Here is a 24180-nt window from a genome sequence, read left to right as displayed (position 1 = left end):
CTATTAGTTTGATTGGGCTTTACTGCCCTACTTGTGATGCCGCTAAGGTACTGATTGAAAGTGAATAATACGTTTCTATTTGGTGACGTTTTGATTGATTTTTTATGGCGCAGGGATGACAGAGATAAGGCAAAATGATGACAGGCTTTAATCACACGGCGGAGCATGTACCTCCTGATGAGCTTTCAAGTATGCTCTCTAGAGTAAAAAAAGCGCTTCGCCGTGGTGAGTGATGGGGAATCGAAATTACAGGGCTAAGCCATTGACGCTGACTTGCACATCAATGTTGCCACGAACTGCATTGGAATAAGGACAGACTTGATGGGCAACGGTCACCAACTGTCTGGCTTGCTCATCTTCTAAAGCGATGTGTGCGGCGAGGGCGACACTTAGCGCAAAGCCGCCTTGACCATTGGGTCCGATACCGACAGTGGCGGTCACAGGCGCTTCTTTTAAGGCGACTTTTGCTTCACGAGCGACGTGCAAAATCGCGTTCGAAAAGCAAGCAGCATAGCCGGCTGCAAACAGTTGCTCTGGGTTGGTTGCCGTACCGCTTCCACCCATCTCTTTTGGGTAGCTGAGATTGAGCTCAAGCAGTTTGTCTTCGGTGCTGACTACTCCATTGCGTCCTGCAGAAGCAGTGGCGGAAGTTTGATAAATCGTACTCATGTTTTATTCCTCAATTTAAGTTGCGTGCAATTTAATTGCTTGCAATCTTATATCGAGTCTTTTGTTGTTTGCAAGTATATTGTGCGCAATTTATTTTTTGAGGATAAATCATGTCTTCTCCACAAGTGAGCTGCCAAACGCCGACGCATGATCCATTACTGCTGGAAAATCAGGTCTGTTTTCCACTCTACAGTGCATCGAATGCGGTGATCCGTGCTTATCGTCCGCTGCTTGAACAACTGGATATCACTTATTCGCAATATCTGGTGCTGCTGGTGCTGTGGCAGCAAAACGGGATAAATGTGAAAGATCTCGGTATTAAGCTGCATTTGGATTCCGGCACATTGACTCCACTACTTAAAAGATTGGAAGCGAAAGGAATTGTGGAACGGCGACGCAGCAGCAGTGATGAACGAGTTCGTGAGCTATTTTTGACGCCAGCGGGTTTTGCGTTGCAAGAACAGGCACGTTCAGTACCGAATGAAATGCTGTGTAAATTTGATCTCAGTTTAGAGGAGCTGATTAGCCTAAAAACGCTGTGCGAGAAAATTCTCCATACTCTGGACTGATTTGGGCAATGAATGGGCTGAGGTACGCATTTTCCATCATTGTGTGATTGATTTCTGCGTAGTTTATCAGCGGTTAGTTTAGAATCGCAGCTTTGTGTCTGGTCAAGGAAGAGAGATGAGTCATATCCAATTTGCCAACCGAAACCTATCTGTCGGTAAAGTGCTGTGTGTCGGGCGAAACTATGTTGAGCATATTCAGGAACTGCACAATAGCATTCCAGAACAGATGGTGCTGTTTCATAAGCCTTCATCAGCGGTTACATCGCAGCTGCGCGCCTTCCATCAAGAGCCTTTGCATTATGAAGCAGAGATCTGTTTTCTGGTCGAAAAGGGGCAATATGTCGCGGTGGGAATTGGCCTAGATTTGACCAAGCGTCAAATGCAGAGTTATCTCAAGTCCAAAGGCTTGCCTTGGGAGCGCGCTAAAGCGTTTGATGGCGCAGCCGTATTGAGCCGATTTGTTGCGCTTGAGGGACTCGATGCGGCAGATCTTAATCTAGAACTGCTGATCAACAGCGTGCGGGTGCAAAAAGGCCATGTCAGCCAAATGCTTTACTCGCCTCAAGCGGTATTGCAAGAGCTCAAAAGCTATCTGACTTTGGAAGATGGTGATGTGGTGATGACAGGTACACCACAAGGCGTTGGAGAAGTACATCAAGGCGACCGTTTTGTTGGCCGCCTGAAATGTGGTGAACAGACCTTGATTGAAGTGGAATGGTTGGCTGAATAACTGGGCTTTCGCTATCTCGCCCAACATACACTAAGCCCGTTTTTACGGGCTTAGGCCAATACTACCAGCTTGAGCAGTAAGAAACTCCCCATCCCCACGACGGTCGTCAGCAGGACATTTTTGCTTAACCAAGCCAGCACACCGGAAAGTAGTGCGGCGAGAAGATAGGGGTTGTGCCACTCTAACCACAAGGTTTTTTCCGGCATAAACACAATCGGCGCCCAAATCGCGGTAAGCACCGCAGGCCCAGAGTAGCTAAGTAAGCGTTGCAACGTGGGGCTCAAACGCAGGGGCAGCTTAGGTTCAAGAAACAGATAACGGCTGAGAAACACCAGTGCTGTCATCGCGAATATCGAAAGCATGATCATAGGCGAGCTCCTAATAAACGTTCAGCACTGTAGCCAGCGAGCATGGCGCCAATACTGGCAAACATCAAGCTGCCTTCAATCCCCATCACGGTGAGTGACACCGATAACACCAAGGCGGTCAGTACCGAAATCAGCACAGGCCAGCTTTTGATATTCGGGATCACAATCGCGATGAAAGTTGCGGCGACCGCGAATTCCAATCCCCACTGATTGAGATCGGGCAGATAGCTGCCTGCGACAATGCCAGCCAAACTGGCCAAATTCCAAATCAGATAAAAACTCAGCCCTGCGCCTAACGCATACCAGCGATTAAACTGCTTGTCGGACTGCGCGCCGCAAATCGCAAACAGCTCATCGGTGAGCAAAAAGCCCAGTGTCAGCCGCCAGCGCAAGGGTAATGGGCTGATTTTGCTGCGCATTGATACGCTGTACAGAAAATGGCGTGAGGTAATAAAAAAAGTGGCTATCAACAAACTCAGTAACCCCGCCCCCGTTTTAAACATGCCGATAGCGACTAACTGTGCCGCTCCAGCAAACAAGATTGCAGACAAGGCTTGGCTCTCGATGACCGATAACCCCGCTTCAATCGCAAACGAGCCGGCCAGTAAACCCCAAGGTAATACCGCAATGCTCAATGGCAGCATAGCGACTGTGCCCTGCCAAAACAGCCGGGTGGGGGTAGGTGAATCATCAATGGTTAACACTTGGCTATTCATACTCTTTCCAATTTATAGAAGAAAACCTTATACCCTTCTTACCTGAAACTCCAAGTGGTTTGGGTATCGTCTGGGTTATCAGAACACAGAGATAAGCTGATAAGCTTGGATAATCTTGCGCGGCAGTGTGGGCAGCGTGCAGGTGATGAGTGCGGATTATTTAAGGTCTTGCGTACTGTTTTGGGGTGATGCCGAGCGCTTTTTTAAAGTGACGATGCAGATGGCTTTGATCGTGAAAGCCACACTCTTGCGCGGTTTCCGAGATACTTACGCCTTGCTTTAACAGGGTTTTCGCGAGACGCAAGCGGGCTTGGATTTGATAAGCGTGGGGTGGCAAACCAAACTGTTTTTGAAACGTCCGCACCAGATGAAAAGGACTTAATCCCGCCAGTTGTGCCAGCTCTTCGAGTGAAACATCGGCCTGTGGAAAGTCATCCAGAAACTCTTTAACCAGCAACAATGGCCGCAGTGCAGATAGCGGTTGATCGGCTTTTGGCGCTGTGCGGCCGTGGCGTGTCATCAGCTTGACTAAGCTTGCGTAAATCAAGGTTTCACGTAGCAAGCGGTTAGTCGATTTTTCAAGGGTTTCAAACACTAAGCGCAGTTGGCTCGCGAGTTCTGGGTCATACACCACCGCTTGTGGAAAATAAGGCGCGCCGGTATTGGCGCCAATCTCTTTGGCAACCGTGGCAAATTGCTCGGGCAGCGGGTACATGGCTTTATACGCCCAACCACCTTCGACGGCGGAGTGTCCGGTGTGCACTTCATCGGCGTTGACCAAAATAATGCTGTCTTGCGGCGCAATATGATTGCCGCCAGTACGGTAAAAAGATTGTGCACCGCGCTCAATCACACCCACGGTATACCCTTCATGGCTGTGGCGAGAAAAATTCTGCGTTTCATATTGCGCATCAAGCAGCTCAAGGCCGCCAAATTCTTCGGCAATCTGAAATTTTGCTTGCTCTTTAATTTTGCCGGCTGAGTCGCTCATCACGCTTCCTTGTGTTTTTCCCTAATGAGTCTACTGCAAAGTACTGGAAAGTTTTTGTACAAAATTGCGCTTCTGTACTAATCGAAATCCACACTATTTTATCTCTGGCTAGAAATGAGTTTATTTGGATTATCTTTCATATGGAAATGGCGGTATGTCTCCTATAAAATCCGCCGCTTTCCAGCTTTAACAAGATTTTCAACATGATTGATGTTTCGGTATTACCGGTTTATCTCACCGCGGTATTGGCGCTGTTGCTGATCCCAGGACCAGATATGCTGCTGATTGCGAGCTCTAGTATGAGCTACGGACGCCGAGTCGGTTTGTTTGCCAGCTTGGGCAATGCCACATCAGGGATGATTTTAACCTTACTCGCGGCGCTCGGGGTTTCCGCACTGATTGCGATGAACCCGTTGGCGCTCAATGTGCTGCATTTGTTGGGGGGAGCATACCTACTCAAAATGGCGTGGGATTGCCTACGCGCCGATGCGGCGCAAGCGCCCACCTTGGATGAGGCACAAGCGGTAGCAAAAACCTTTTACCAACGCGCTTTAGTGAGCAATTTGCTGAACCCCAAAGCCTTGGTGTTCTTTGTGCTGTTTTTGCCGCAGTTTGTTTCAACCAATATCGCAGCGAGCTCCGCCGAACAGATGTTCGCGCTGGGTATGTTGCTGAATGTGTGCGGCTTGCTGTTTAATTTGCTGTTGGTAGCTTTGATTGGCGTGTTTGGTCGCTCGCTGGTCGACAATCAGCGTTTTCGCACTTACCAGCACAAAGTGATGGGCGCGGTGTTTTTGCTGCTGGCGCTTTGGATGCTCAGCGATTTTGTGTGATATCGCCAAAAAAGTGAAAAGCCACAGACCGCATCTGTGGCTTTTTTGTAGGAATTACCAACACTGGCGGATCAGCGAATCGCGTCCAACAGTTTATCGGCGAGCTTTCTGAGTAAGCCCTTTTCCGGCCGAGTGTGGGCAAACGAGCGTAAACCATAAATGCCCATCACCAAATATTCGGTGAGCAGCACGCAGTCACTGTCTGGGTTTATTTCGCCGCGCTGCTGTGCTTCTTGTAATTGCGCAAGCATGCCTTGCTTCCAAGTACCGACAGTTGCGCGGATCAGCGTTTCGACTTCTTCATCCTGACAAGAGAGTTCATTGAGCGCTTTTTGCAGCAAGCAATCTTTGATCTCATCGCGTTCACACTCATCCACCACCATCGCCATGTACTGCTCTAATCCCGCTAAGATGGTGGGATGTGCGGCGAAAATCGCATTAAATTCCGAGACGCGTTGTTTGGTGTATTGCTCAAGGGCGGCAATCAGCAAACCGCGCTTATTTTCAAACGCGCAGTAAATCGAGCCGGGGTGTAAACCGGTCACGCGTTTTAAATCTTGCATGCTGGTTTTGTTGAATCCTTTGGACATAAATTCATCCATCGCGGATCGCAACACCTGCTCTCGGTCAAATTCAGCTACTCGCACAACACACTCTCTTCATCGAACATGGCGCGATTCTAGCGCTAAACCGAGTCGATGACAAAGTATCTTGAACGTTCATTCAAAAAGTTCTTGAACGATTGTTCAAGAATGATCTAGCATAAGCGCAACAGACAACCACAGGACAACTCAAATGACCGATATTCTTTTTCAGCCATACGCGCTCAATGATGTGATTACGTTAAACAACCGAATTGCGATGGCGCCACTGACGCGCTGCATGGCTGATGATGATTTGGTGCCGACCGATGCCATGGTGGCGTATTACGCACGCCGTGCCGATGCCGGACTGATCATTTCCGAAGCCACCATTATTCGCCCCGATGCTCAAGGCTACCCGAACACTCCGGGGCTGTTTACGCAAGCGCAAATTGCCGGCTGGAAAAAAGTAACGGACGCTGTGCATGCCAATGGCGGTAAGATTTTCGCTCAGTTATGGCATACCGGACGCGTGGCTCACCCTGCCTTTTTTGCGGGTGAATACGTTCTAGCGCCTTCAGCTCTCGGTGTCGAAGGCAGCGTACCACGCCGCCGTGAATTGCAGTACACAGTACCGAAAGCGGCGAGCCAAGCGGAGATAAAGCAACTGGTGGCCGATTACGCACAAGCGGCGGAAAATGCACGCTTGGCGGGTTTTGATGGCGTCGAGATTCATGGCGCGAACGGCTATCTCATTGACCAGTTCCTGCATTTTGATTCGAACCAACGCAGCGATGAGTACGGCGAAACGCCGGCCAATATGGCGCGTTTTGCTTTGGAAGTGGTGGATGCGGTGATCGCACGTATTGGCGCAGAGCGCACTGCGCTGCGTGTGTCTCCGGGGGCGTATTTCAACATCAAAGCCGACCCGCGTGATCGTGAAGTGTTTGATTATTTACTGCCTGAGTTGGAAAAACGCAATTTGGCCTATCTGCATGAAGGGATGTTTGATGACAGCGTGACCTTTGATTTCTTAGGTGGTCGAGTGTCGACTTACTTGCGTCAGCACTACTCAAAAACGCTGATGGGTGTCGGTGGTTTTAGCGCAGAAACGGGTGCCACTGCGATTGAAAATAATGAGTTTGATCTGCTCGCGATTGGTCGTCCATTTATCGCTAACCCAGATTACATCGCCCGTGTTCAAAAGGGGGAAGAGCTAAAAGCGTACCAAGATTCGATGTTAACTGAGCTTTACTAACTCGGTGTTTCACCTTTCTTTATTGATAAAATCAGCCCCATTATTGGGGCTGATTTTTTAGGTTTACAGTGCGGATGTTTAAACCAAGGTTAAATCAAGGTTAAACCAAAGCCGCGGAAACAAGACCAATCACGCCACCAAACACGCCGCCCCAAATCACCAGCCAGCCAAGATGCTCTTTGATCATCTTCTGCACAATCTCTTTAACCAGTTGCGGAGTCAGCTCATTTAAGCGCTGATCTATGATGCCTTCAATATTGGCTTTGATTTCATCCAGCATCGCTGGGGATTCGAGTTGCCCTTTTAGGGCTTCACGTACCGACTCACTTTGGCTCATCTCGACAAGCGCCGTTTGCATTTTCTCGACAAAGGGCTGTTTCAGTGGCTCAAGCGCGGTCGCGCCGCCAAACATCGCCAGCATGCCACCGAAGGAGGATTGGCTTATCACTTCGACGAGCGAATCAAAGGTCGGGTTGAAATCGACTTTGGCGATCACCGGTTGCAAATCAAGGTTCAACGCGCCATTCATCTCTTTATTGAGGAAACGGTCGATATTGGCATCGGTAAAAAACTGCTCCATCATCAGGTTTTTGATGGCGGCTTTGAAATCTTCAAAACGTGCGGGAATCACGCCGGAGCCATACAGTCCCGGCACTTTTTCAAACAGCATATGGATGGCGAGCCAGTTGGTGATCGCGCCAGAAAAGGCAAACAGCCCTGCGTAAAAGGCATAGTGGTTAGGCAGGAAATAGCCGACACCCATCAGTGCCAGCGCCACTACATTGGTAATAAGACTTTTGTTCATGGTGCTCTCTTGGTTACTCAAAGTCTCACCTTGGCATAACGGCCAAGCGCTTCTCGGTTAATGCATGGGAAAAGTAGCGAAATTCTAAGTCAAAAGCCCTGAAATAGAAAAGCCCGCGAATGGTCGCGGGCTTATTCTGTGCTGATTGGAATTATGCCAGTATCGCTTCTTCCACTTCGTCTTCATCACAACCGATAAAGCCACCGGTTTGATGCGCCCACAGGTGAGCATAAATGCCGTTTTGCGCAATCAACTCTTGGTGAGTACCTTGCTCAACAATTTGGCCTTTATCGAGTACGATCAGGCGATCCATCGCTGCGATGGTCGACAGACGGTGCGCAATCGCAATCACGGTTTTGCCCTGCATCAGCTCATTGAGGCTCTCTTGAATCGCCGCTTCCACTTCAGAATCGAGCGCGGAAGTCGCTTCATCCAGCACCAAAAGTGGTGCATCTTTGAGCAGAACACGAGAGATCGCCACCCGCTGACGTTGCCCGCCGGAGAGTTTGACGCCACGTTCACCGACCTGTGCATCGTAACCGCTGTTACCATGCGGATCGGTCAAACCGAGGATGAACTCATGGGCGTGGGCTTGCGCTGTCGCTTTCAAAAGCTGCTCTTCGGTGGCGTTCGGATTGCCGTACAAAATGTTGTCGCGAATGGAGCGGTGCAGCAGTGACGTATCTTGTGTCACCATGCCGATTTTGCTGCGCAGCGATTCTTGGGTCACTTCCGAAATCGGTTGACCATCAATGAGAATCCTGCCGCTCTCTACATCATGAAAACGCAATAATAGGTTCACCAAGGTCGATTTACCGGCTCCCGAACGTCCCACTAAACCGACTTTTTCACCCGGCTTGATGTTGAGATTGAGATGGTTGATCACGCCTTTGTTTTCACCGTAGTGGAAGCTCACATCATCAAAGGTAATGCCACCATGCTTAACCACCAAGGGTTTAGCGTCAGGTTTGTCGGTGACGGTGATGGGTTTGCCAAGCATGGTCATGCCATCCACAACGGTACCGATATTTTCAAACAGGGCGCTGACTTCCCACATGATCCATTTAGACATACCGTTGATACGTAAGGATAAACTGACCGCAACCGCAATGGCACCGACGCTGATGGCGCTGGTGGTCCACAGATAAATCGACAGGGCTGCAATGGTAAATACCAACAAGTAGTTGGCCATTTCTACCCAAATGTTAAAGCCAGTCACCAAACGCATTTGGCGATGGACGGTGCCCAGAAAATCTTGCATGCCTTCTTCGGCGTATTGCGTTTCACGTTGACTATGCGAAAACAGCTTTACAGTCATAATGTTAGTGTAGCTATCGACGATACGGCCGCTCATCAGTGAGCGGGCATCGGCTTGCTCGGAAGCCACTTTTTTCAGCTTAGGCACGTAATACATTTGCACCGTAACGTAAATCGCTAGCCAAATCAGCATTGGGATCATTAAGCGCCAATCGGCCTGCGCCAAAATCACTACAATCGCGGTGAAATAAACCATCACGTAGACAAACACATCGAGACTTTTCATCACGGTTTCACGTACCGCGAGCGCCGTTTGCATCACTTTGGTTGAGATGCGCCCTGCAAATTCGTCTTGATAAAACGACACGCTTTGCTTGAGCAGATAGCGGTGCGCCAACCAACGGATCGACATCGGGTAGTTACCGAGCAAAGATTGGTGGATCAGCAGTGAATAGAAGGCGATCAGTAGCGGCATGCCGACCAATACCAATAAGCCTAACCCAATCAAAGTGCTCTGGTTTTCGGTTAAAAAGGTGTCTGGCGAGCTGGTGGAAAGCCAGTCCACCAGTTGGCCCATAAAGCCAAACAGAGAGACCTCGATAATCGCGATCGCTGTGCTGAGTAACGCCATCACGATCAATGGTTTTTCAAACCCGCGAGTATAGTGGCGACAAAAAGCCCACAAAGTGTTGGGTGGGCGTTGGGGTTCACCTTTGGGAAACGGTTCGGTGAAACCTTCAAATAGCTTAAACATGAACAAGATCCTTGCTGTGATAAGGCGGCAGTGAGGGAGAGAGCACGCGTGCGAGCGTCCGCCAAAATGTGATTTTCTGTTAAAACGGAAGCAGTATAACGTTATCCATTGGTGACTTGAAGTTATACCCTCGCGAGTTGAAGCTACCACACCAAGTCGTTTGGTTTCGGTTGTGCGAGCCAATCTGTTTGGCGTGTTATTCCTAAGCGAATCCAGCGGATGTCATCCATAACGCCAGCAAGTTTGACTGCTATGAGCCATTTTTCCAGTAAAAAGATAAAATTTATCGATTGAAATTCATCAAAATCAGCAAATCTTTAGTTAACATTCTGTTTACACTTTTGGGGTGAAATCGGTGATGAGTGCCTATTATGAATGTTCATCTACAACCCAATATGTTGATTCCGCGCTCTGCTGCGCAAACGGCTCGCGCTGTCGTTATGGTGCCGCCAAAAGAGTTCGGCTTTAATGCGCAAACTGCGCAAGATAATGCCTTTCAAAACCCGTTGGCACTCAGCGCTGAAACCATTTTGCAGCGCGCTATGAGCGAGTTTAACGCCATGGTAAACGGTCTTCGCCAAGCGGGCGTTGAAGTTGTGGTATTTGATTATCCCCTAGGCCAAGGTGAAACGCCGGATGCGGTGTTCCCGAATAACTGGTTCAGCACCACTGAGGCGGGCGAGCTGTTTTTGTTTCCGATGGCGTGCGCCAACCGCCGTTTGGAAGTGCGCCCTGAAGCTTTGATTGATACCTTACAAAAACAAGGCTTTGCTGTGAAAAAACAGCACTCTTTGCTGGCGTTTACTGAGCAGCAAGCGTTTTTGGAAAGCACTGGCGTGATGGTAATGGATCACCCCAATCGCACCATTTATGCGGGACTTTCACAGCGCTGCGATCGTGAAGTGTTGGAAGTGTATGCCGAACAGATCGGCTATTCGCGCGTGGTGTCGTTCCAAACTCGATTGCCGTCTGGTTCACCGATTTATCACACCAATGTGATGATGGCGATAGGTGAGCATTTTTGCGTGATTTGCGATGAAGCTATCCCCGAATATGAGCGCCGATTTGTCGTAAAATCGCTGGCTAAAGATAAACAGGTAATTTCGATTTCGATTGAGCAGATGAACCGCTTTTGCGGCAATATCTTGCAACTCGAAACTGTTGACGGCCAGAAAGTGATCGCGATGTCGCAATCGGCTTATGAAGCCTTTACGCTTACGCAACTCAATCAACTTGCCACTCACGGTAAATTGCTGCCTTTTGCGGTGCCGACCATCGAAACCATCGGCGGTGGCAGTGTGCGCTGTATGTTGGCCGAGTTGTTTTTACCAAAACAAGCGTAAGGTGAATCAGCAAAACAAAGGGAGATGAGGTGATCTCCCTTTACTTTACATATAGCTACCTATACCCAAACAACTTGGAGTTGTAGGTAGGCGGCAAGTAAGTGAATCCCCATGAGCATAGGCAAGCTATGTGATTGGGGTGAACGAGCGTAGCCAACACCGCTGCAGCTTCAAGTAGGAAGGGTATATCTACAACTCCAAGTTGTTTGGATCTTGAAATACTGAGTATTCTCAAATGCGCTTGTGGTAAAGTCCACGCCTGCGATAATTCGCCCCACATTGTTTTTTTGAATACTCAGGTACCCAACCCATGTCATTTTCCTCTCTCGCGTTAAGCGCTGATCTAATCCAAGCTCTGCCTAAAGCGATCACCGAGCCCACCGCCATTCAAACTTTGGTGATTCCAGCCATGTTAACGGGCAAAGATGTGTTGGCGTTGGCGAATACGGGAAGTGGTAAAACCTTGGCTTACGGTCTGCCTCTGCTTGAACGTTTAAAAACTAGCCCTGAGCAGCAAGCCTTAGTGTTGGTACCCACTCGTGAATTAGCCATGCAAGTGAGCGAAGTGCTCACTCAGGTTGGTACGCCGTTACGACTGAACACGCTCTGCTTGTGCGGTGGGGTAGATAAGACTGAGCAGCAAAATGCGCTGGCTGAGAACCCGAATATTCTGGTGGCAACCACGGGGCGTTTGCTTGATTTAACTCAAAGTGGATTGAGCTTGAGCCGCGTAACGACGCTCGTGTTAGACGAAGCCGATCGTCTGCTCGACATGGGCTTTTGGCCGCAAGTGCAAGCGCTCGCAAGCCAAACCGCCACTGTGCGCCAAACTGTGATGTGTTCTGCGACCTTCTCTGATGATTTGAAACTCAAAGCGCAGCAATTGATGCGTGCGCCAACCCAAGTCTCTGCTAATCCTGAAAATAGCATCAACCAAGCAGTGCAAGAAACGCTGTATTTGGTGAACAAAGGCAGCAAAACGCAAGCCTTGGTAGACCTTTTAAAGCAGCACCAATGGCCGCAAGTGCTGGTGTTTATCGGCGCAAAAGAGAATGCCGATAGTTTGACCAAAAAACTCAACAAAGCTGGAGTGGTAGCCACTGCGCTGCATGGTGATAAAAGCCAAGCGCAGCGTGAAGTTGCACTGGCAGAGTTTAAAAACGGCACAACCCAAGTGTTGATTGCCACCGATCTGCTCGCGCGCGGCATTCATATTGAGCAGCTTCCCGTTGTGATCAACTTTGAGTTGCCGATGCACGCAGAAACGTACGTGCACCGTGTAGGCCGCACCGCCAGAGCGGGGCAGCAAGGCATTGCGCTCTCGTTAGTGTGTCACGGAGAAATGGATGCACTGAATGCCATTCGCACCCTAACCCAACGTGATTTACCTGTGCAGAATCTGGAAGGTTTCCCAGTGACCGATCAGCCATCAACGGGTGAAAGCAAACGTGCTCCGCGTGATAAACAAGCCAATCGTCGTACTAACAGTAAGAGCAGTATTAAACAGTTCCAAGGCAAGTCGAAGCCCCAATCACCCCGAACGAATGGGGGTGGTTAACTACAAGCTATAACGAGTTAGAGGGCTTGTTTGAATTGATAAACAATAAGCCTCACTCTTTGCAGCTGTCGAGTAAAGAGTGGCTTATTGATTCATTTTCGGGCACTCAGCTAGCCGTTGGGCCAACCAAACGCATTTCCCAATCTTCGACTTGACCTGTTTCTAGACGGCGTGCAATCAGCTTGCCCCATGACTCGACAAGCGGCAGCTGGGCAATGTCGCTCAATTCTTCTTGATCAAGCTGACCAGTAAAAACAGCGCTCATAATCCGAGCCAATGACCAATTCGGATAGGGTCTTTCACACAGCAGTATCTCATCATCTGCGCCGATATCGCCTTCTTCTAATACACGGAAGTACCAACCTGTTCTTAAGGTATCTTGCAACCGCGTTGCCATATCTTTTTGGTTGAATCGAACATTAAGTTTCCAGCAAGGCATACGCCCTTGAGAGACTTCGAGGAGGGTAGATCCAATACGAATCTTATCTTTTAAGCAAATGAAAGCTTCTGTTATTCCTGTTGAACTGAGGTTTTCACCAAAGGCTCCAACCGTTTGGAAAATCGGTTTGTTACCTAGCTCTTGTTGCCAAATGGGATAATGCTCACTTGGATAAATGTGCAGTGCTTTTTGAATGCCGCCATGAAAGCGTGGATCACCTTGTTGGTCGTTAATAAAGCCAAGTTGAGTTACTCGTTGTCTTCCGTGCATGATTTTCTTATCGATAGCACTTTGTGAACCATGAGCAAATGCCACGGTTTGACCTGCTAATATGCAGTTTACTACGCCTAATTTTTTCATATGCCCTAACAACTCTTTTTGCCCAATCCAGTCTGGTACAGACTGAGCAAACGTTTATAACGTTAACGTTCACCTAATGACTTAAACAGTGGAATTGCCGCTAAAAGTTCGATGCTCTTATCGGTACTTTTCAGGTAGCGAGTTTCGCTGTCGGCATAGAGCACATGGCGATGGTAGCCTTCCGTTAGCGGGAATTTTTCTAGGACTAAGTTGAGTGATGTTTCGCATTGATTTTGGTTGATGCTATCTATATCCACTTTGAATAACAGTTGATTGTTTTTGGATATTTCAACTTGATACCGCATGTGTATTCTCCAAGGTTTTATTGGATCTGGCGTGTATCATAGCTTAGGTTAATAATGTCAGAGTAGGGATGTAAGGACAGTTAACAATGCCAAGCCGCCAAGTAAAAGCACAACCCAGTGTTATGACAGCCAATCAAATGATGGCTGCTAACCCAAGTTCGCCCGCTTTGACTAAAACAATCGATATGCCTAAAGGCTATGTTGATTTGCGACATCAACATACATGGCATCAAATTATCTTTCCGATTAAGGGGTTACTCCAAACCCAGACTGATCACTATCAGCATCTCGTGCCTCATACTTCTGCCTTATTTGTGCCAGCGGGAATTCAACACGAGTCTATCGCACTCACTCATACCACTTTTGTCGGTATTTATCTCAATCCGGCCTTGGGTACACAGTATGAGCCGAAAGTTCGAACTATCACACTCACGCCATTTTTAAATGAGCTATTACAAGAGATCCGAAGACAGTGTGAAGGCCACGGTACTCATCATCAGGAAGTCTCCCGTTTGTTGGCTGTTTTGCATGATCAAGTTGAGAAGGATAACGTGCAAACGTTTCAGTTGCTTTTACCGGAAGACCGACGTTTGAGACTGATCTTTGAGGCGTTGACCGATAGCCCGGCACTCGATTGGTCGTTGAAAGAGTGGGGGAAAAAAGTGGGAGCCTCTGAGCGAACATTATCACGCCTGTTTGCTAAAGAATTTCACACTTCATTTCAACTCTGGCGGCAGCAAATCCGCCTAATCTGCTCCTTATCACTGCTTGATGAAGGCTTTTCTATCCAATCGATTGCCGATCAAATCGGGTATCAGAATGATTCTTCTTATATCAAAGCGTTTAAAGCTTACTTTGATGTTACTCCTCAGAAATTTAGGGTGAATGGTGGATAATTTTAAGCTTCACCAGCGTAGTGTGTTTTTTACACATGAAACCTAAGCGGTGGTGTGATGCGATCCTTCGAGCTGACGTAAAGCTTTTTGATAAGCGAGCCATGCTGCCCAACCAGCAATAATATTGCCGACTAACGCACCAATAAAAAGCCCCTCGATCCCGTAGAAATGCGCACCGAGCCACAAACAAGGTAAGTAAAAAGCAAATAAGCGCAGCGCTGAAATAGTTAGAGCCACGTAAGACTTCCCAAGCGCGTTAGCGACAGACACCATCAACATACAGATCCCGAGTGCGCCGAGGCTGATCGGGACAATCACCAAGTGTAAATTCAGTATTTGGCTCACTTCGGTTTCGCTGGTCATCAGCTCAGCTAACGGTGTGGCAAAAACATACGTCACCAGAGCGATCAGCAGTTGAAAACCTAACACAAACTGACAGGCGATCCGTACCAATTGCCGAATATGGGTGATCTCTTTAGCCCCTAACATGCGACCGATCATAGGCGGCAGTGACATGGTCATAGCTAACACGGCCACTAAGGCGAAAAACTCAAAGCGTGAGCCAAGTGCCCATGCGGCGACAGCGGCAGTACCAAAACTTGCCAGTAATTTGGTGGCAAACATGGAAGAGAGCGAAGGTAACAGTTGGCTTAACATCGCCGGCCCCATGATATGGCCAAGCGCAGTGAGGCTTTGCGAGATATTCAGATCTTGCCACTGATAACTCGTCCATTGGCGCTGGGCAACCTTAGGTGCGACGATAGCGATACCGACGCCAAAAGCAATAATGGTCGCGATCGCTGCACCATCAATCCCAAGGTCGAAGGTAAAGATAAAAATCGGGTCGAGGATGAGGTTGAGCACACTGGTCACCATCATCAAAGTGCCTGGCAGTAGAGTATTGCCATTGGCGCGGCAGACACTGTAATAGAAGTAGAGCATAGCGCCAGTCCATGCACTGGCAAGCCACCAGAGCCAGTAGTGATCTATGATGGCAAAGACGGTGTCCGGTGCACCGAGCAGGCCAAGCAAAGGTTGGCGTAATAGGTAAAGCACAAGGGCTATCAGCGCCACGCCAATACCACCGATGACGATCACCAAACCGCCTAACTGTTTAGCGTAGTCGGTTTTTCCTGCACCGATGGCTCGAGAAATCACCGCTGTGGTGGCGATACCTAAACCGACTTGAATACCGATGATCACCATCTGAATCGGCATGGTAAAGCCTTGAGCCGCAAGAGGTAGAACCCCGAGCTGGCCGATAAAAGCGCTGTCAACTAGCTGAAAGCTCATCAGTGACAGGACGCCAAACAGCATAGGCCAAGTCATTTGGAAAAGTTGCTTGGTTAAAGAATAGGTGGGCGTATGCATAGGCTCTCGTGCTTGATATATCTTTCTTAGTTGGAGCGGAGACTCCAAGTGATTTGGAGGTAGATTATGCGAGTTAAGTGCAAATTGATCGAGTGCTGTTTATGTACAGCACTGTATCAAAAAAACATCAGGTCTCTGAAAAGAGACCCGATGCCACAGTCGTGATGTAATAAACATAGATGTACTGGTGGCTCGCCGACTTGTTCCGATGGCTATAAGCGGCGGAACTGGCGAACTAAGTTGGCTTGAGAAGTTAAATTCTCCACCAAATGCTCACATTCATTACGTGTACCTTCAGCAAGCTCTAACGTAGAGATTGATACATCACTGATCGATTGGACGCTGCGATTCATATCCTCAGTAACTTTGGCCATCTCTTCAACTGCGGTAGCAATTTGTTCGTTGCGCATTGCGATGTCGGAGATTTGCGATAAAAGTGTGGTTAATTTTCCCCCTGATAGGTTTGCACTATCGACACAAGAAGATGATAGTTTGTTGCCTTGCTCAATCGCATTAACGGCATTTTTGGTACTGGTTTGAATGGAGGTGATGATCTCCTGAATTTCTTCTGTTGATTCAGTACTGCGTTGAGCAAGTTTGCGAACTTCATCTGCGACGACAGCAAATCCACGCCCTTGGTCACCAGCCCGAGCAGCCTCAATCGCTGCATTCAAGGCGAGTAAATTGGTTTGTTCAGCAATACTTCGAATCACTTCCATCACTTGGCCAATAGTGGCGCTTTGCGAAGCTAACTGCTCGATAACCGTTGAGGCTTGCCCCAATTGTGTTGCCATATCATTCATAGCTTCAACCGTTGTCTCTACTGCTTTCATTCCTTCACGCGCTGCATTTTGGGCATTGCTTGTAGCATCGGAAGCGGCTTGTGCATTTTGTGCGATTTCATTAGCGGTAATGTTCATTTCGGTAATGGCAGCGGCGACTTGCTCTGTTTCGCGTGTTTGTGAGTCTAAATTGACGGCTGTAGAGCCACTATTATTTGAGGATTTTTTAGCGGCTTCTCCAATTTGTAGGCTTGAGTCTTGAATTCTTCCTACAATCGCATTGATTTCAGACTGGCGCATTTTGAGCGCGAGCTTTATTTCTGAAATATCATCAACTTGACCATTGTAAACCAGTTCCATTAACGGATTATCAAACACTTTACGCGCTTCTTCTGAGAGGGCCTCCAAACGACGAGTGAAAGAGTAAGCCATAATGATGGTCAATAGCAGCATTGCAGGTATACCTGAACCCGCTAATAAAAGGTCAGACAAAAAGCTTAGGCCTGCCGCTATCACGAAACCCGCTCCTAAACGCTGCCATAGGCGAGTGCGTGGCATTTTTAACTGCCAAGGTGTTTTGCCTGCTTTGATCTGTTTGTAGAGTTTATCCGCATTATCGACATGCTGACGGCTCGGGCATAAACGAACCGACTGGTATTCCACTACCTTGCCATTTTCTTTAATCGGTGAAGCAAAGGCATCCACCCAATAATGGTCGCCATTTTTGCAGCGGTTCTTCACCATTCCCATCCAAGATTTGCCCGCCTTGAGGTGTTCCCACATGTCTTTAAACGCTTCAGGCGGCATATCGGGGTGGCGAACCATGTTATGTGGTTGGTTTACGAGCTCATCAAGCGTGTAACCTGCGACATCGCAAAATTCTTTACTGGCGTATTTAATATGACTGCTGAGTGTGGTGGTTGACAAAAGGTTGAAGTGAGGTGGATAGGTGACTTCCTTTTGAGTAACCGGTTGGTTATTGCGCATAAAAGAGCTCCATTCAATAGTTCCTGTTGCGCCAAATACTGTGCGTTGTGATTGTGATTATCGTTGTCTTTAACGTATAGATGGGGTTATGTCGCGAAGCAAGTAAGGAAAGCGAAATTTTATGTGACTAGAGGCAGAGTAAAAACTCTGCCTCTGTTCAAGTAGGTTGGGTATACCTTAGGTTAACGTTTAGACACAGCACCCAGCTTTAGCCAAGTATCAATCACCGTGTCTGGGTTGAGAGAAACAGAGCTGATGCCTTGTTCCATGAGCCACTGTGCAAGGTCATCATGATCCGATGGCCCCTGACCACAGATACCCACGTATTTTCCAGCGCGCGTTGCCGCATCAATCGCCATTTTCAGCATGATTTTTACCGCAGGATTGCGTTCATCAAACAGATGAGCCACATCGCCAGAATCACGATCCAGTCCTAAAGTGAGCTGAGTCATATCGTTTGAGCCGATGGAGAAACCATCAAAGAATTTCAAAAACTCATCGGCGAGAACCGCGTTGGAAGGCAGCTCGCACATCATGATCACTTTCAAACCTTGTTCGCCACGGCGTAAACCAAATTTCGCCAGCAGATCGATCACCGCTTCGGCTTCACCTGTGGTGCGCACAAATGGGATCATCACTTCCACGTTTTTCAACCCCATTTCATGGCGGACACGTTTGATGGCTTGCGTCTCCAGCTCAAAACAGTCTTCAAACACGGGAGAGATGTAACGCGATGCGCCACGGAAACCAAGCATCGGATTCTCTTCGTGAGGTTCAAATTCACTGCCGCCAACTAAGTTGCTGTACTCATTCGATTTAAAATCGGACATACGCACAATCACCCGTTTTGGCCAGAAGGCAGCCGAGATGGTGGCGATCCCTTCGGTCAGCTTACTGACGTAGAAATCAATCGGGTCACGATAGCCGCGAATGCGATCAAGGATCTGCGTTTGCAATTCGGCACTTTGCGCATCGAAATTGAGCAGCGCTTTTGGGTGGATACCAATCATCTTATTGATGATGAACTCTAAGCGAGCCAGCCCCACGCCTTCGTTCGGGATCTGCGCGAAATCAAAGGCGCGATCGGGATTACCCACGTTCATCATCACTTTGGTGGGCAGCATCGGCAGCTCATCTACTGAAGAGCGGCGCACCGCAAAATCCAATTGACCGGCGTACACATAACCGGTTTCCCCTTCTGCGCAGGAAACGGTGACTTGCGCGCCATCGCTCAGGCGACGCGTGGCATCACCACAACCGACAATCGCAGGAATTCCCAATTCACGAGCGATGATCGCCGCGTGACAAGTTCGTCCGCCACGGTTAGTGACAATCGCGGCTGCTTTCTTCATCACCGGTTCCCAATCAGGATCCGTCATATCGGTGACGAGCACATCGCCTTGCTGCACCAGTGACATTTGATCCAGAGAATCGACCAAACGTACGGTACCACTGCCAATGCGCTGACCAATCGCGCGGCCTTCGAGTAGCACAGAGGCCTTATGGCTCAGCTCATAGCGCTCAATCACGTTCTGTTCGCTCTGTGAACAGACGGTTTCTGGGCGAGCTTGAACTATGTAGAGCTTACCGTCGATGCCATCTTTCGCCCACTCAATATCCATCGGACGTTGGTAGTGTTTTTCAATGATCAACGCTTGTTTAGCCAGCTCTTGGATCTCGGCATCGGTCAATGAGAACTGGTTACGCTCGTGTGCGGAGGTATCGACGACTTCCACTTGCTTGCCAATCACTTGGCTGTTGGCGTAGATCATTTTGCTCAGCTTGGAGCCAAACGTTTTTTTGACAATCGCAGGATAGCCCGCTTCGAGCAGCGGCTTGTGCACGTAAAACTCATCTGGGTTAACTGCGCCTTGTACCACCATTTCACCTAAGCCCCAAGCTGCAGTGATAAACACCACTTTGTCGAAGCCAGATTCGGTATCGAGCGTAAACATCACGCCTGAGGCCGCTTTATCCGAACGTACCATGCGCTGAATGCCTGCCGAGAGCGCAATGCCGCGATGGTCGAAACCTTGGTGAACACGATAAGAAATAGCGCGATCGTTAAACAGTGAAGCGTACACATGCTTGGTTGCTTCCAGCACGGCATCAATGCCTTTGACGTTAAGAAACGTCTCTTGCTGACCCGCAAACGAAGCATCAGGCAAGTCCTCTGCGGTGGCGGATGAGCGCACCGCAACCGACAATTCGCTGTTGCCATCAATCAGTTGGTTGTAATTGGTACGGATCTCTTGTTCCAGCTCGGCTGGGAAGGGGGCTTGTAAAATCCATTGACGAATCGTGGCACCGGTTTTACGCAGCGCGTCGACATCGTCAACATCCAACTCATCGAGCAATTGGTGAATACGTTCATCGAGTCCTTCAAAATCGAGGAATTGGTTGAAGGCATACGCGGTGGTGGCAAAGCCATTGGGCACGGAAACGCCAGCGTTGGCAAGGTTAGAAACCATTTCGCCGAGCGAGGCATTTTTCCCGCCGACTTTATCCACATCTTGCATGGATAGGCTATCAAACCAGAGGGTGTTCTTTTGCATGTCTTTCTCCAGAAACATTGCAGCTTGTAGGGTTGGCAATCGTTTGCTTCTCTTGGCAAAAAAATTCGCGAAGGAATTTTCAAAGCTGTGGGAGAGGCGCTGGAATGCCGGGTTTTGTTATGCGTATTATGGTGCTTATCCTAATCAAAAATTTTTGAAAGATTAAATAGAAGATGCAAATGGAATCGCAACGCCGTGATGTGTTCTATGTTTCTGACGGAACGGCCATCACTTGTGAAACGTTGGGGCACGTTGTACTGGGTCAGTTTGCTGTGCAACCCAATGAAAAAACCTTTCCGTTTGTGGAAAGTGACGAAAAATTGAGTGAACTGCTCAAGCAGATCCAACGTTCTTATCAATTGCACGGGGTAAAACCTTTGGTGTTTTTCTCCATGGTGATCCCCGAAATGCGTACCCGTTTGCTGCAAGCGCCCGCGCATTTTTACGATGTGTTGGAGAGCATAGTGCAGCGGGTGAGCCTGGATATTGAGATGGAGCCCGCGCCTAAGTTGCAACGCTCGCGCAGTGTCGGCAAGGACTCGGACACCTATTTTGACCGGATCGCTGCCATTGAATACACCTTGGCACATGATGATGGCGTTTCGCTTAAAGACCTCGACCGGGCAGACATCATTTTGCTTGGCGTATCGCGCAGCGGAAAAACGCCCACCAGTTTGTACATGGCGATGCAGTTTGGCCTGCGCGTGGTGAACTACCCCTTTATCGCCGAAGATATGCATGCGATGCGCCTGTTGCCTGAGTTTGAGTTTCATCGTCATAAACTGTTTGGCCTTACCATCAATGCGGAACGTTTGACTGAAATTCGCGAAAACCGTTTGGCAGGCAGCGAATACGCCAGCAACCAGCAGTGTTTACAGGAATTAGCGACGGTTGAAGCGCTGTTTCGCCGTGAAGCCATTCCATACATCAATACGTCCTCCTTGTCGGTGGAGGAAATTTCCACCCGGATCCTTGAACGCACAGGCTTAAAGCGCCGTTTATTCTAATTTCTATTTTGATAAGGGCATTTTGAGAAGGGGCGCAAGCGCCCCTTCTCTTTTCCCAAATTATCGGCTTGGAAAAGTATTTTTTATGCGTACTCGCTTGGCTGCTCTGTACTCTCTTGCGTTGCCAACCTTGGTCTCGCGACTTCATCCACCAGATACAAGATGGATTGATAAGGAATGCCGCTGTGGTGTGATAAGCCGATTTCACACGTGCGGCTGTTACTAAACCCACGGCTGCAGTGCGCCGGCACTTGCTCTTTGAGCGAATGGACGGCAGCGGCATTGAGCTCAGGCGTAGTAAAACCTTTGTCTCCCGCCCAACCACAGCACTGAATGTGCTCAGGCACAATCACCTCACTGGCGCAGGCTTTGGCCAGTTTCAGCATATCGCCTTCTAAGCCAAGGCGGCGCGAGCTACAAGTGATATGCAGCATGATGGTTTCTTGCTTCGGCGCGAGTGTGAGGTGATCCAGTAAGTAACGACTTACCAACCCCGTTGGCTCCAGAATTTCCATCGGTTTGGTGAATTGCTCAATGCTGCGTTTGGCGCACGGGCTGGTGTCCATCAAGATCGGATAACGCCCCCCTTGGCTGGCTTGCCATAAAGCGTTCTCCAATTGCAGGGCTTTGCTTTGTGCAATCTCGGTCATCCCTTTGCTGTCATAAGGCATACCGCAGCACTGGCTGCTGAGCTCTGTAGGCAGAATCACTTCAAAGCCAGCTTTATTGAGCAGGGAGAGGGTGACTTCCGTCAGTGGGCGTTGATCGGTCGCGCTTGCTTGTTGACCCATATTGCGGCTGGCACAGGAGGGCAGGTAAACCACTTTTTGGTCACTGCGCGGCAGATTTTCGACAGCGAGTTCCAGCGAGTGAGTGTTTGCTTGCGGCATTTCCGGCATCCATAAAGGGGTTTTGCCTTTGCTTAGCCGGCGTAGCCCATTCATCATAGTGCCCACCGATTTTTCACCGAGCACTTTGGTCGCCACTTGGTTAGCTTTTAATCCGGTGCGAGCGAGTGTGGTGGTCGCGCCAAAGTGCTCTGCTGTCCAACGCGCAATCGGGGTGAATTTTTGGTATTTGGCGGTGCGCAGTTTTTTGACCAGATCGCCGGTATTGATGCCGACGGGGCAACGTTCTGCGCACAATCCAGTCGCGGCGCAGGTGTCTAACCCTTGGTATTCAAACACTTGCTCTAGCTCGCTAGAAGCCACGTTTTCACCCGCTGCGCGGCGGCGTTGCAATTCGCGATATAACACAATGCGTTGGCGTGGTGACAACGTGAGGGTGCGTGATGGGCAGACGGGCTCACAGAAACCACATTCGATACAGCGATCCACCAAGTTATCGGCCGCAGGCATGGGTTTGAGGTTACTGATGTGCGAATGCTTATCTTCGTTGATGATGACGCCGGGGTTGAGTAAGCGTTTGGGGTCAAAGAGCGCTTTGATTTTCTGCATCAAGGCGTAGCCTTCTTTACCCCATTCCAGCTCAACGTAAGGAGCCATGTTGCGCCCTGTACCGTGTTCCGCTTTCAGTGAACCTTGGTATTTTACGGCGACCAGTTCGGCCACATCGTCCATAAACGCGCCGTAACGTTCGATTTCACTTTGCTTATCAAAGCCTTGAGTGAACACAAAGTGCAGGTTTCCTTCAAGGGCATGACCAAAGATGATCGCTTCGCTGTAGTAGTATTTGTCAAACAGAGCTTGCAGATCGCGCACACCGGCCGCGAGGTTTTCTACCGGAAAGGCCACATCTTCAATGATGACCGTAGTACCCACTTCGCGCACAGCGCCTACCGCAGGGAACATGCCTTTACGAATGCCCCATAAGGTCGCCACGGTTTTGCTCTCGGAAGTAAACGGAACCGATTCAATAATGTGGTAGCTTTGCAGCGCGCTCATCACTTGCTCACACTGATCGCGTAAGGTTTGCGCGTCACTGGCGTGGGATTCAACCAGCAGCGCCGCAGCTTCTAAATCGAGCTTGGCGATAAATTCGGGCATGCCTTTTTTGTCGGCCACCGAGCGTAGCGCGCGTCCATCCATCATTTCTACCGCTGCCACTGGCGTTTTGGAAAGCGTGGTCACCGCTTGACTGGCTTGTTCAATATCAGCAAACACCAGCAGCGCTGAGGCTTTGTGTGCGTGTTCAATTACGGTGTGATAGGTGATGTCGGCGATAAAGCCGAGTGTGCCTTCTGAGCCGATCATCAAGTGGGTCAGCACTTCGATTGGATCAGAGAAATCAACCAAGGCGTTCAGCGCATAACCTGTGGTGTTTTTCAGACGGTATTTGTGGCGAATGCGTTCGGTGAGCTCAGAATTGGCTAGAGTCTCTTGGCACAGCGCGTGAATGCCTTCCACCAAGTCGGCACGCTCTTGTTTAAAACGAGTCACGCTGTCGGGGTCGCGTGTATCGAGCACATAACCATCGGCAAACACAATTTGCATGCCATCAACGGTGCGATAGGAGTTTTGCGCCGTACCGCAGCACATGCCGCTAGCGTTATTGGCGGCAATGCCACCGATTTTACAGGTGTTGATGGAGGCGGGATCGGGGCCGATTTTGCGCTGAAACGGGGCAAGGTACTTGTTGGCATCGGCGCCAATCACGCCCGGTTGCAGGCGAATTTTCAAGCCTTGGTTTTGCACTTCATGCCCGCGCCAATCGTCGGTTAAGGTGATGAGTACCGAATCGGAAACGGCTTGACCCGATAAGCTGGTTCCTGCCGCGCGAAAGGTAAAATGAATGCCAAGTTGGCCACAACTCTGAATAGCAAAAATCACTTCATCGAGTGATTTGAGGCGTAACACGATTTTGGGGATCAACCGATAAAAGCTGGCATCAGTACCGTAGGCGAGCCGTTTCGCTTCTTGAGTAATAATGCGCTGCGGATCAATTCGGCTCGCTAAAATCTGTTCGAGCTGCTGATAGAGACGATCGGCGATCGGTGGGGTCATATTGTGCTTCCTCGTGTGTTCCCTCAATTCACTTTTTACTTGAAGTTGCAAGGGGGGCTTGCAACTCCAAGTCGTTTAAGGTT

At 49.2% G+C, this 24180-nt stretch carries 20 protein-coding genes and 1 pseudogene; 8 read left to right on the top strand and 13 right to left on the bottom strand.

The annotated features are described in order from the left end of the window. Positions 1-246: 246 nt before the first annotated feature. Positions 247-669, bottom strand: coding sequence for an organic hydroperoxide reductase Ohr (gene ohr / locus R4537_RS04975; RefSeq protein ID WP_000104644.1), 423 nt, complete (start codon positions 667-669; stop codon positions 247-249). 110 nt (positions 670-779) lie between these two features. Between ohr and ohrR the strand changes: the two genes are divergently transcribed. Both ohrR and R4537_RS04965 read left to right on the top strand, forming a co-directional pair. Then, positions 780-1238 (top strand): transcriptional regulator OhrR, encoded by a 459-nt coding sequence (ohrR, locus tag R4537_RS04970; protein ID WP_000098098.1) that lies wholly within the window; start codon positions 780-782, stop codon positions 1236-1238. Between the two features lie 115 nt (positions 1239-1353). Then, positions 1354-1968: a fumarylacetoacetate hydrolase family protein gene (locus tag R4537_RS04965; protein WP_071179438.1), complete on the top strand. Its 615-nt coding sequence runs from the start codon at positions 1354-1356 to the stop codon at positions 1966-1968. A 50-nt stretch (positions 1969-2018) separates the two neighbouring features. Here the strand turns inward: R4537_RS04965 and R4537_RS04960 are convergent, their stop codons facing one another. From R4537_RS04960 to R4537_RS04950, 3 genes are all read right to left on the bottom strand, one after another. Beyond that, positions 2019-2336 carry an AzlD domain-containing protein gene (locus tag R4537_RS04960; protein ID WP_000605633.1) on the bottom strand — a complete coding sequence of 106 codons (318 nt, stop codon included), beginning with the start codon at positions 2334-2336 and terminating at the stop codon, positions 2019-2021. Then, on the bottom strand, positions 2333-3052 hold the full coding sequence (locus R4537_RS04955; RefSeq protein WP_071179437.1) for an AzlC family ABC transporter permease: 720 nt from the start codon (positions 3050-3052) through the stop codon (positions 2333-2335). The genes R4537_RS04960 and R4537_RS04955 overlap by 4 nt, the downstream gene beginning before the upstream one ends. 160 nt (positions 3053-3212) lie before the next feature. Next, positions 3213-4043, bottom strand: coding sequence for a helix-turn-helix transcriptional regulator (locus R4537_RS04950; protein WP_001283930.1), 831 nt, complete (start codon positions 4041-4043; stop codon positions 3213-3215). 203 nt (positions 4044-4246) lie between these two features. Between R4537_RS04950 and R4537_RS04945 the strand changes: the two genes are divergently transcribed. Beyond that, positions 4247-4876, top strand: coding sequence for a LysE family translocator (locus R4537_RS04945; RefSeq protein ID WP_071179436.1), 630 nt, complete (start codon positions 4247-4249; stop codon positions 4874-4876). 71 nt (positions 4877-4947) lie between these two features. Here the strand turns inward: R4537_RS04945 and R4537_RS04940 are convergent, their stop codons facing one another. Then, positions 4948-5523, bottom strand: a complete 576-nt coding sequence (locus R4537_RS04940) for a TetR/AcrR family transcriptional regulator (RefSeq protein WP_001261552.1) — start codon at positions 5521-5523, stop codon at positions 4948-4950. Positions 5524-5671: 148 nt separating this feature from the next. On the opposite strand from R4537_RS04940, the gene R4537_RS04935 reads away from it, so the two are divergent. Then, positions 5672-6715, top strand: coding sequence for an alkene reductase (locus R4537_RS04935; RefSeq protein WP_000129732.1), 1044 nt, complete (start codon positions 5672-5674; stop codon positions 6713-6715). A 100-nt stretch (positions 6716-6815) separates the two neighbouring features. On the opposite strand, the gene R4537_RS04930 is transcribed toward R4537_RS04935, so the two are convergent. Both R4537_RS04930 and vcaM read right to left on the bottom strand, forming a co-directional pair. After that, positions 6816-7520 carry a DUF445 domain-containing protein gene (locus tag R4537_RS04930; protein ID WP_001043276.1) on the bottom strand — a complete coding sequence of 235 codons (705 nt, stop codon included), beginning with the start codon at positions 7518-7520 and terminating at the stop codon, positions 6816-6818. 151 nt (positions 7521-7671) lie between these two features. After that, positions 7672-9531 carry a multidrug efflux ABC transporter VcaM gene (gene vcaM / locus R4537_RS04925; RefSeq protein WP_071179435.1) on the bottom strand — a complete coding sequence of 620 codons (1860 nt, stop codon included), beginning with the start codon at positions 9529-9531 and terminating at the stop codon, positions 7672-7674. 371 nt (positions 9532-9902) lie between these two features. On the opposite strand from vcaM, the gene ctlX reads away from it, so the two are divergent. Both ctlX and R4537_RS04915 read left to right on the top strand, forming a co-directional pair. Beyond that, entirely contained in the window at positions 9903-10874 is a 972-nt protein-coding gene (gene ctlX / locus R4537_RS04920; RefSeq protein ID WP_071179434.1) for a citrulline utilization hydrolase CtlX, read from the top strand. A gap of 243 nt (positions 10875-11117) precedes the next feature. Next, positions 11118-12432: pseudogene (locus R4537_RS04915) on the top strand (DEAD/DEAH box helicase). 106 nt (positions 12433-12538) lie between these two features. Here the strand turns inward: R4537_RS04915 and R4537_RS04910 are convergent. After that, the gene (locus R4537_RS04910) at positions 12539-13231 is read right to left on the bottom strand and encodes an MOSC domain-containing protein (protein ID WP_000733097.1); all 693 of its coding nucleotides are present in this window, start codon (positions 13229-13231) and stop codon (positions 12539-12541) included. 62 nt (positions 13232-13293) lie between these two features. After that, complete coding sequence (locus R4537_RS04905; protein ID WP_071179432.1) at positions 13294-13536, bottom strand: hypothetical protein; 243 nt, start codon at positions 13534-13536, stop codon at positions 13294-13296. A gap of 86 nt (positions 13537-13622) precedes the next feature. Here R4537_RS04905 and R4537_RS04900 point away from each other — a divergent pair, with 86 nt between their 5' ends. Beyond that, on the top strand, positions 13623-14432 hold the full coding sequence (locus R4537_RS04900; RefSeq protein ID WP_071179431.1) for an AraC family transcriptional regulator: 810 nt from the start codon (positions 13623-13625) through the stop codon (positions 14430-14432). 42 nt (positions 14433-14474) lie between these two features. Here the strand turns inward: R4537_RS04900 and R4537_RS04895 are convergent, their stop codons facing one another. The 3 genes from R4537_RS04895 to ppsA all read right to left on the bottom strand — a co-directional run bounded on the left by R4537_RS04895 (position 14475) and on the right by ppsA (position 20127). Further along, positions 14475-15803, bottom strand: coding sequence for an MATE family efflux transporter (locus tag R4537_RS04895; RefSeq protein ID WP_071179430.1), 1329 nt, complete (start codon positions 15801-15803; stop codon positions 14475-14477). Between the two features lie 212 nt (positions 15804-16015). Beyond that, on the bottom strand, positions 16016-17572 hold the full coding sequence (locus R4537_RS04890; protein WP_071179429.1) for a methyl-accepting chemotaxis protein: 1557 nt from the start codon (positions 17570-17572) through the stop codon (positions 16016-16018). A gap of 182 nt (positions 17573-17754) precedes the next feature. After that, positions 17755-20127: a phosphoenolpyruvate synthase gene (gene ppsA, locus R4537_RS04885; RefSeq protein WP_071179428.1), complete on the bottom strand. Its 2373-nt coding sequence runs from the start codon at positions 20125-20127 to the stop codon at positions 17755-17757. Positions 20128-20300: 173 nt separating this feature from the next. On the opposite strand from ppsA, the gene ppsR reads away from it, so the two are divergent. Next, positions 20301-21134, top strand: coding sequence for a posphoenolpyruvate synthetase regulatory kinase/phosphorylase PpsR (gene ppsR / locus R4537_RS04880; protein ID WP_001177872.1), 834 nt, complete (start codon positions 20301-20303; stop codon positions 21132-21134). Positions 21135-21217: 83 nt separating this feature from the next. Here ppsR and R4537_RS04875 read toward each other — a convergent pair whose 3' ends face one another. Further along, positions 21218-24097: an FAD-binding and (Fe-S)-binding domain-containing protein gene (locus R4537_RS04875; RefSeq protein ID WP_071179427.1), complete on the bottom strand. Its 2880-nt coding sequence runs from the start codon at positions 24095-24097 to the stop codon at positions 21218-21220. Positions 24098-24180 lie beyond the last annotated feature (83 nt).

The sequence above is a fragment of the Vibrio paracholerae genome (genome assembly GCF_037672085.1).
GTDB lineage: Bacteria > Pseudomonadota > Gammaproteobacteria > Enterobacterales > Vibrionaceae > Vibrio > Vibrio cholerae.
The sequence above is the reverse complement of the archived record's forward strand: the minus strand, read 5'-3'. Positions and strand labels throughout refer to the sequence as shown.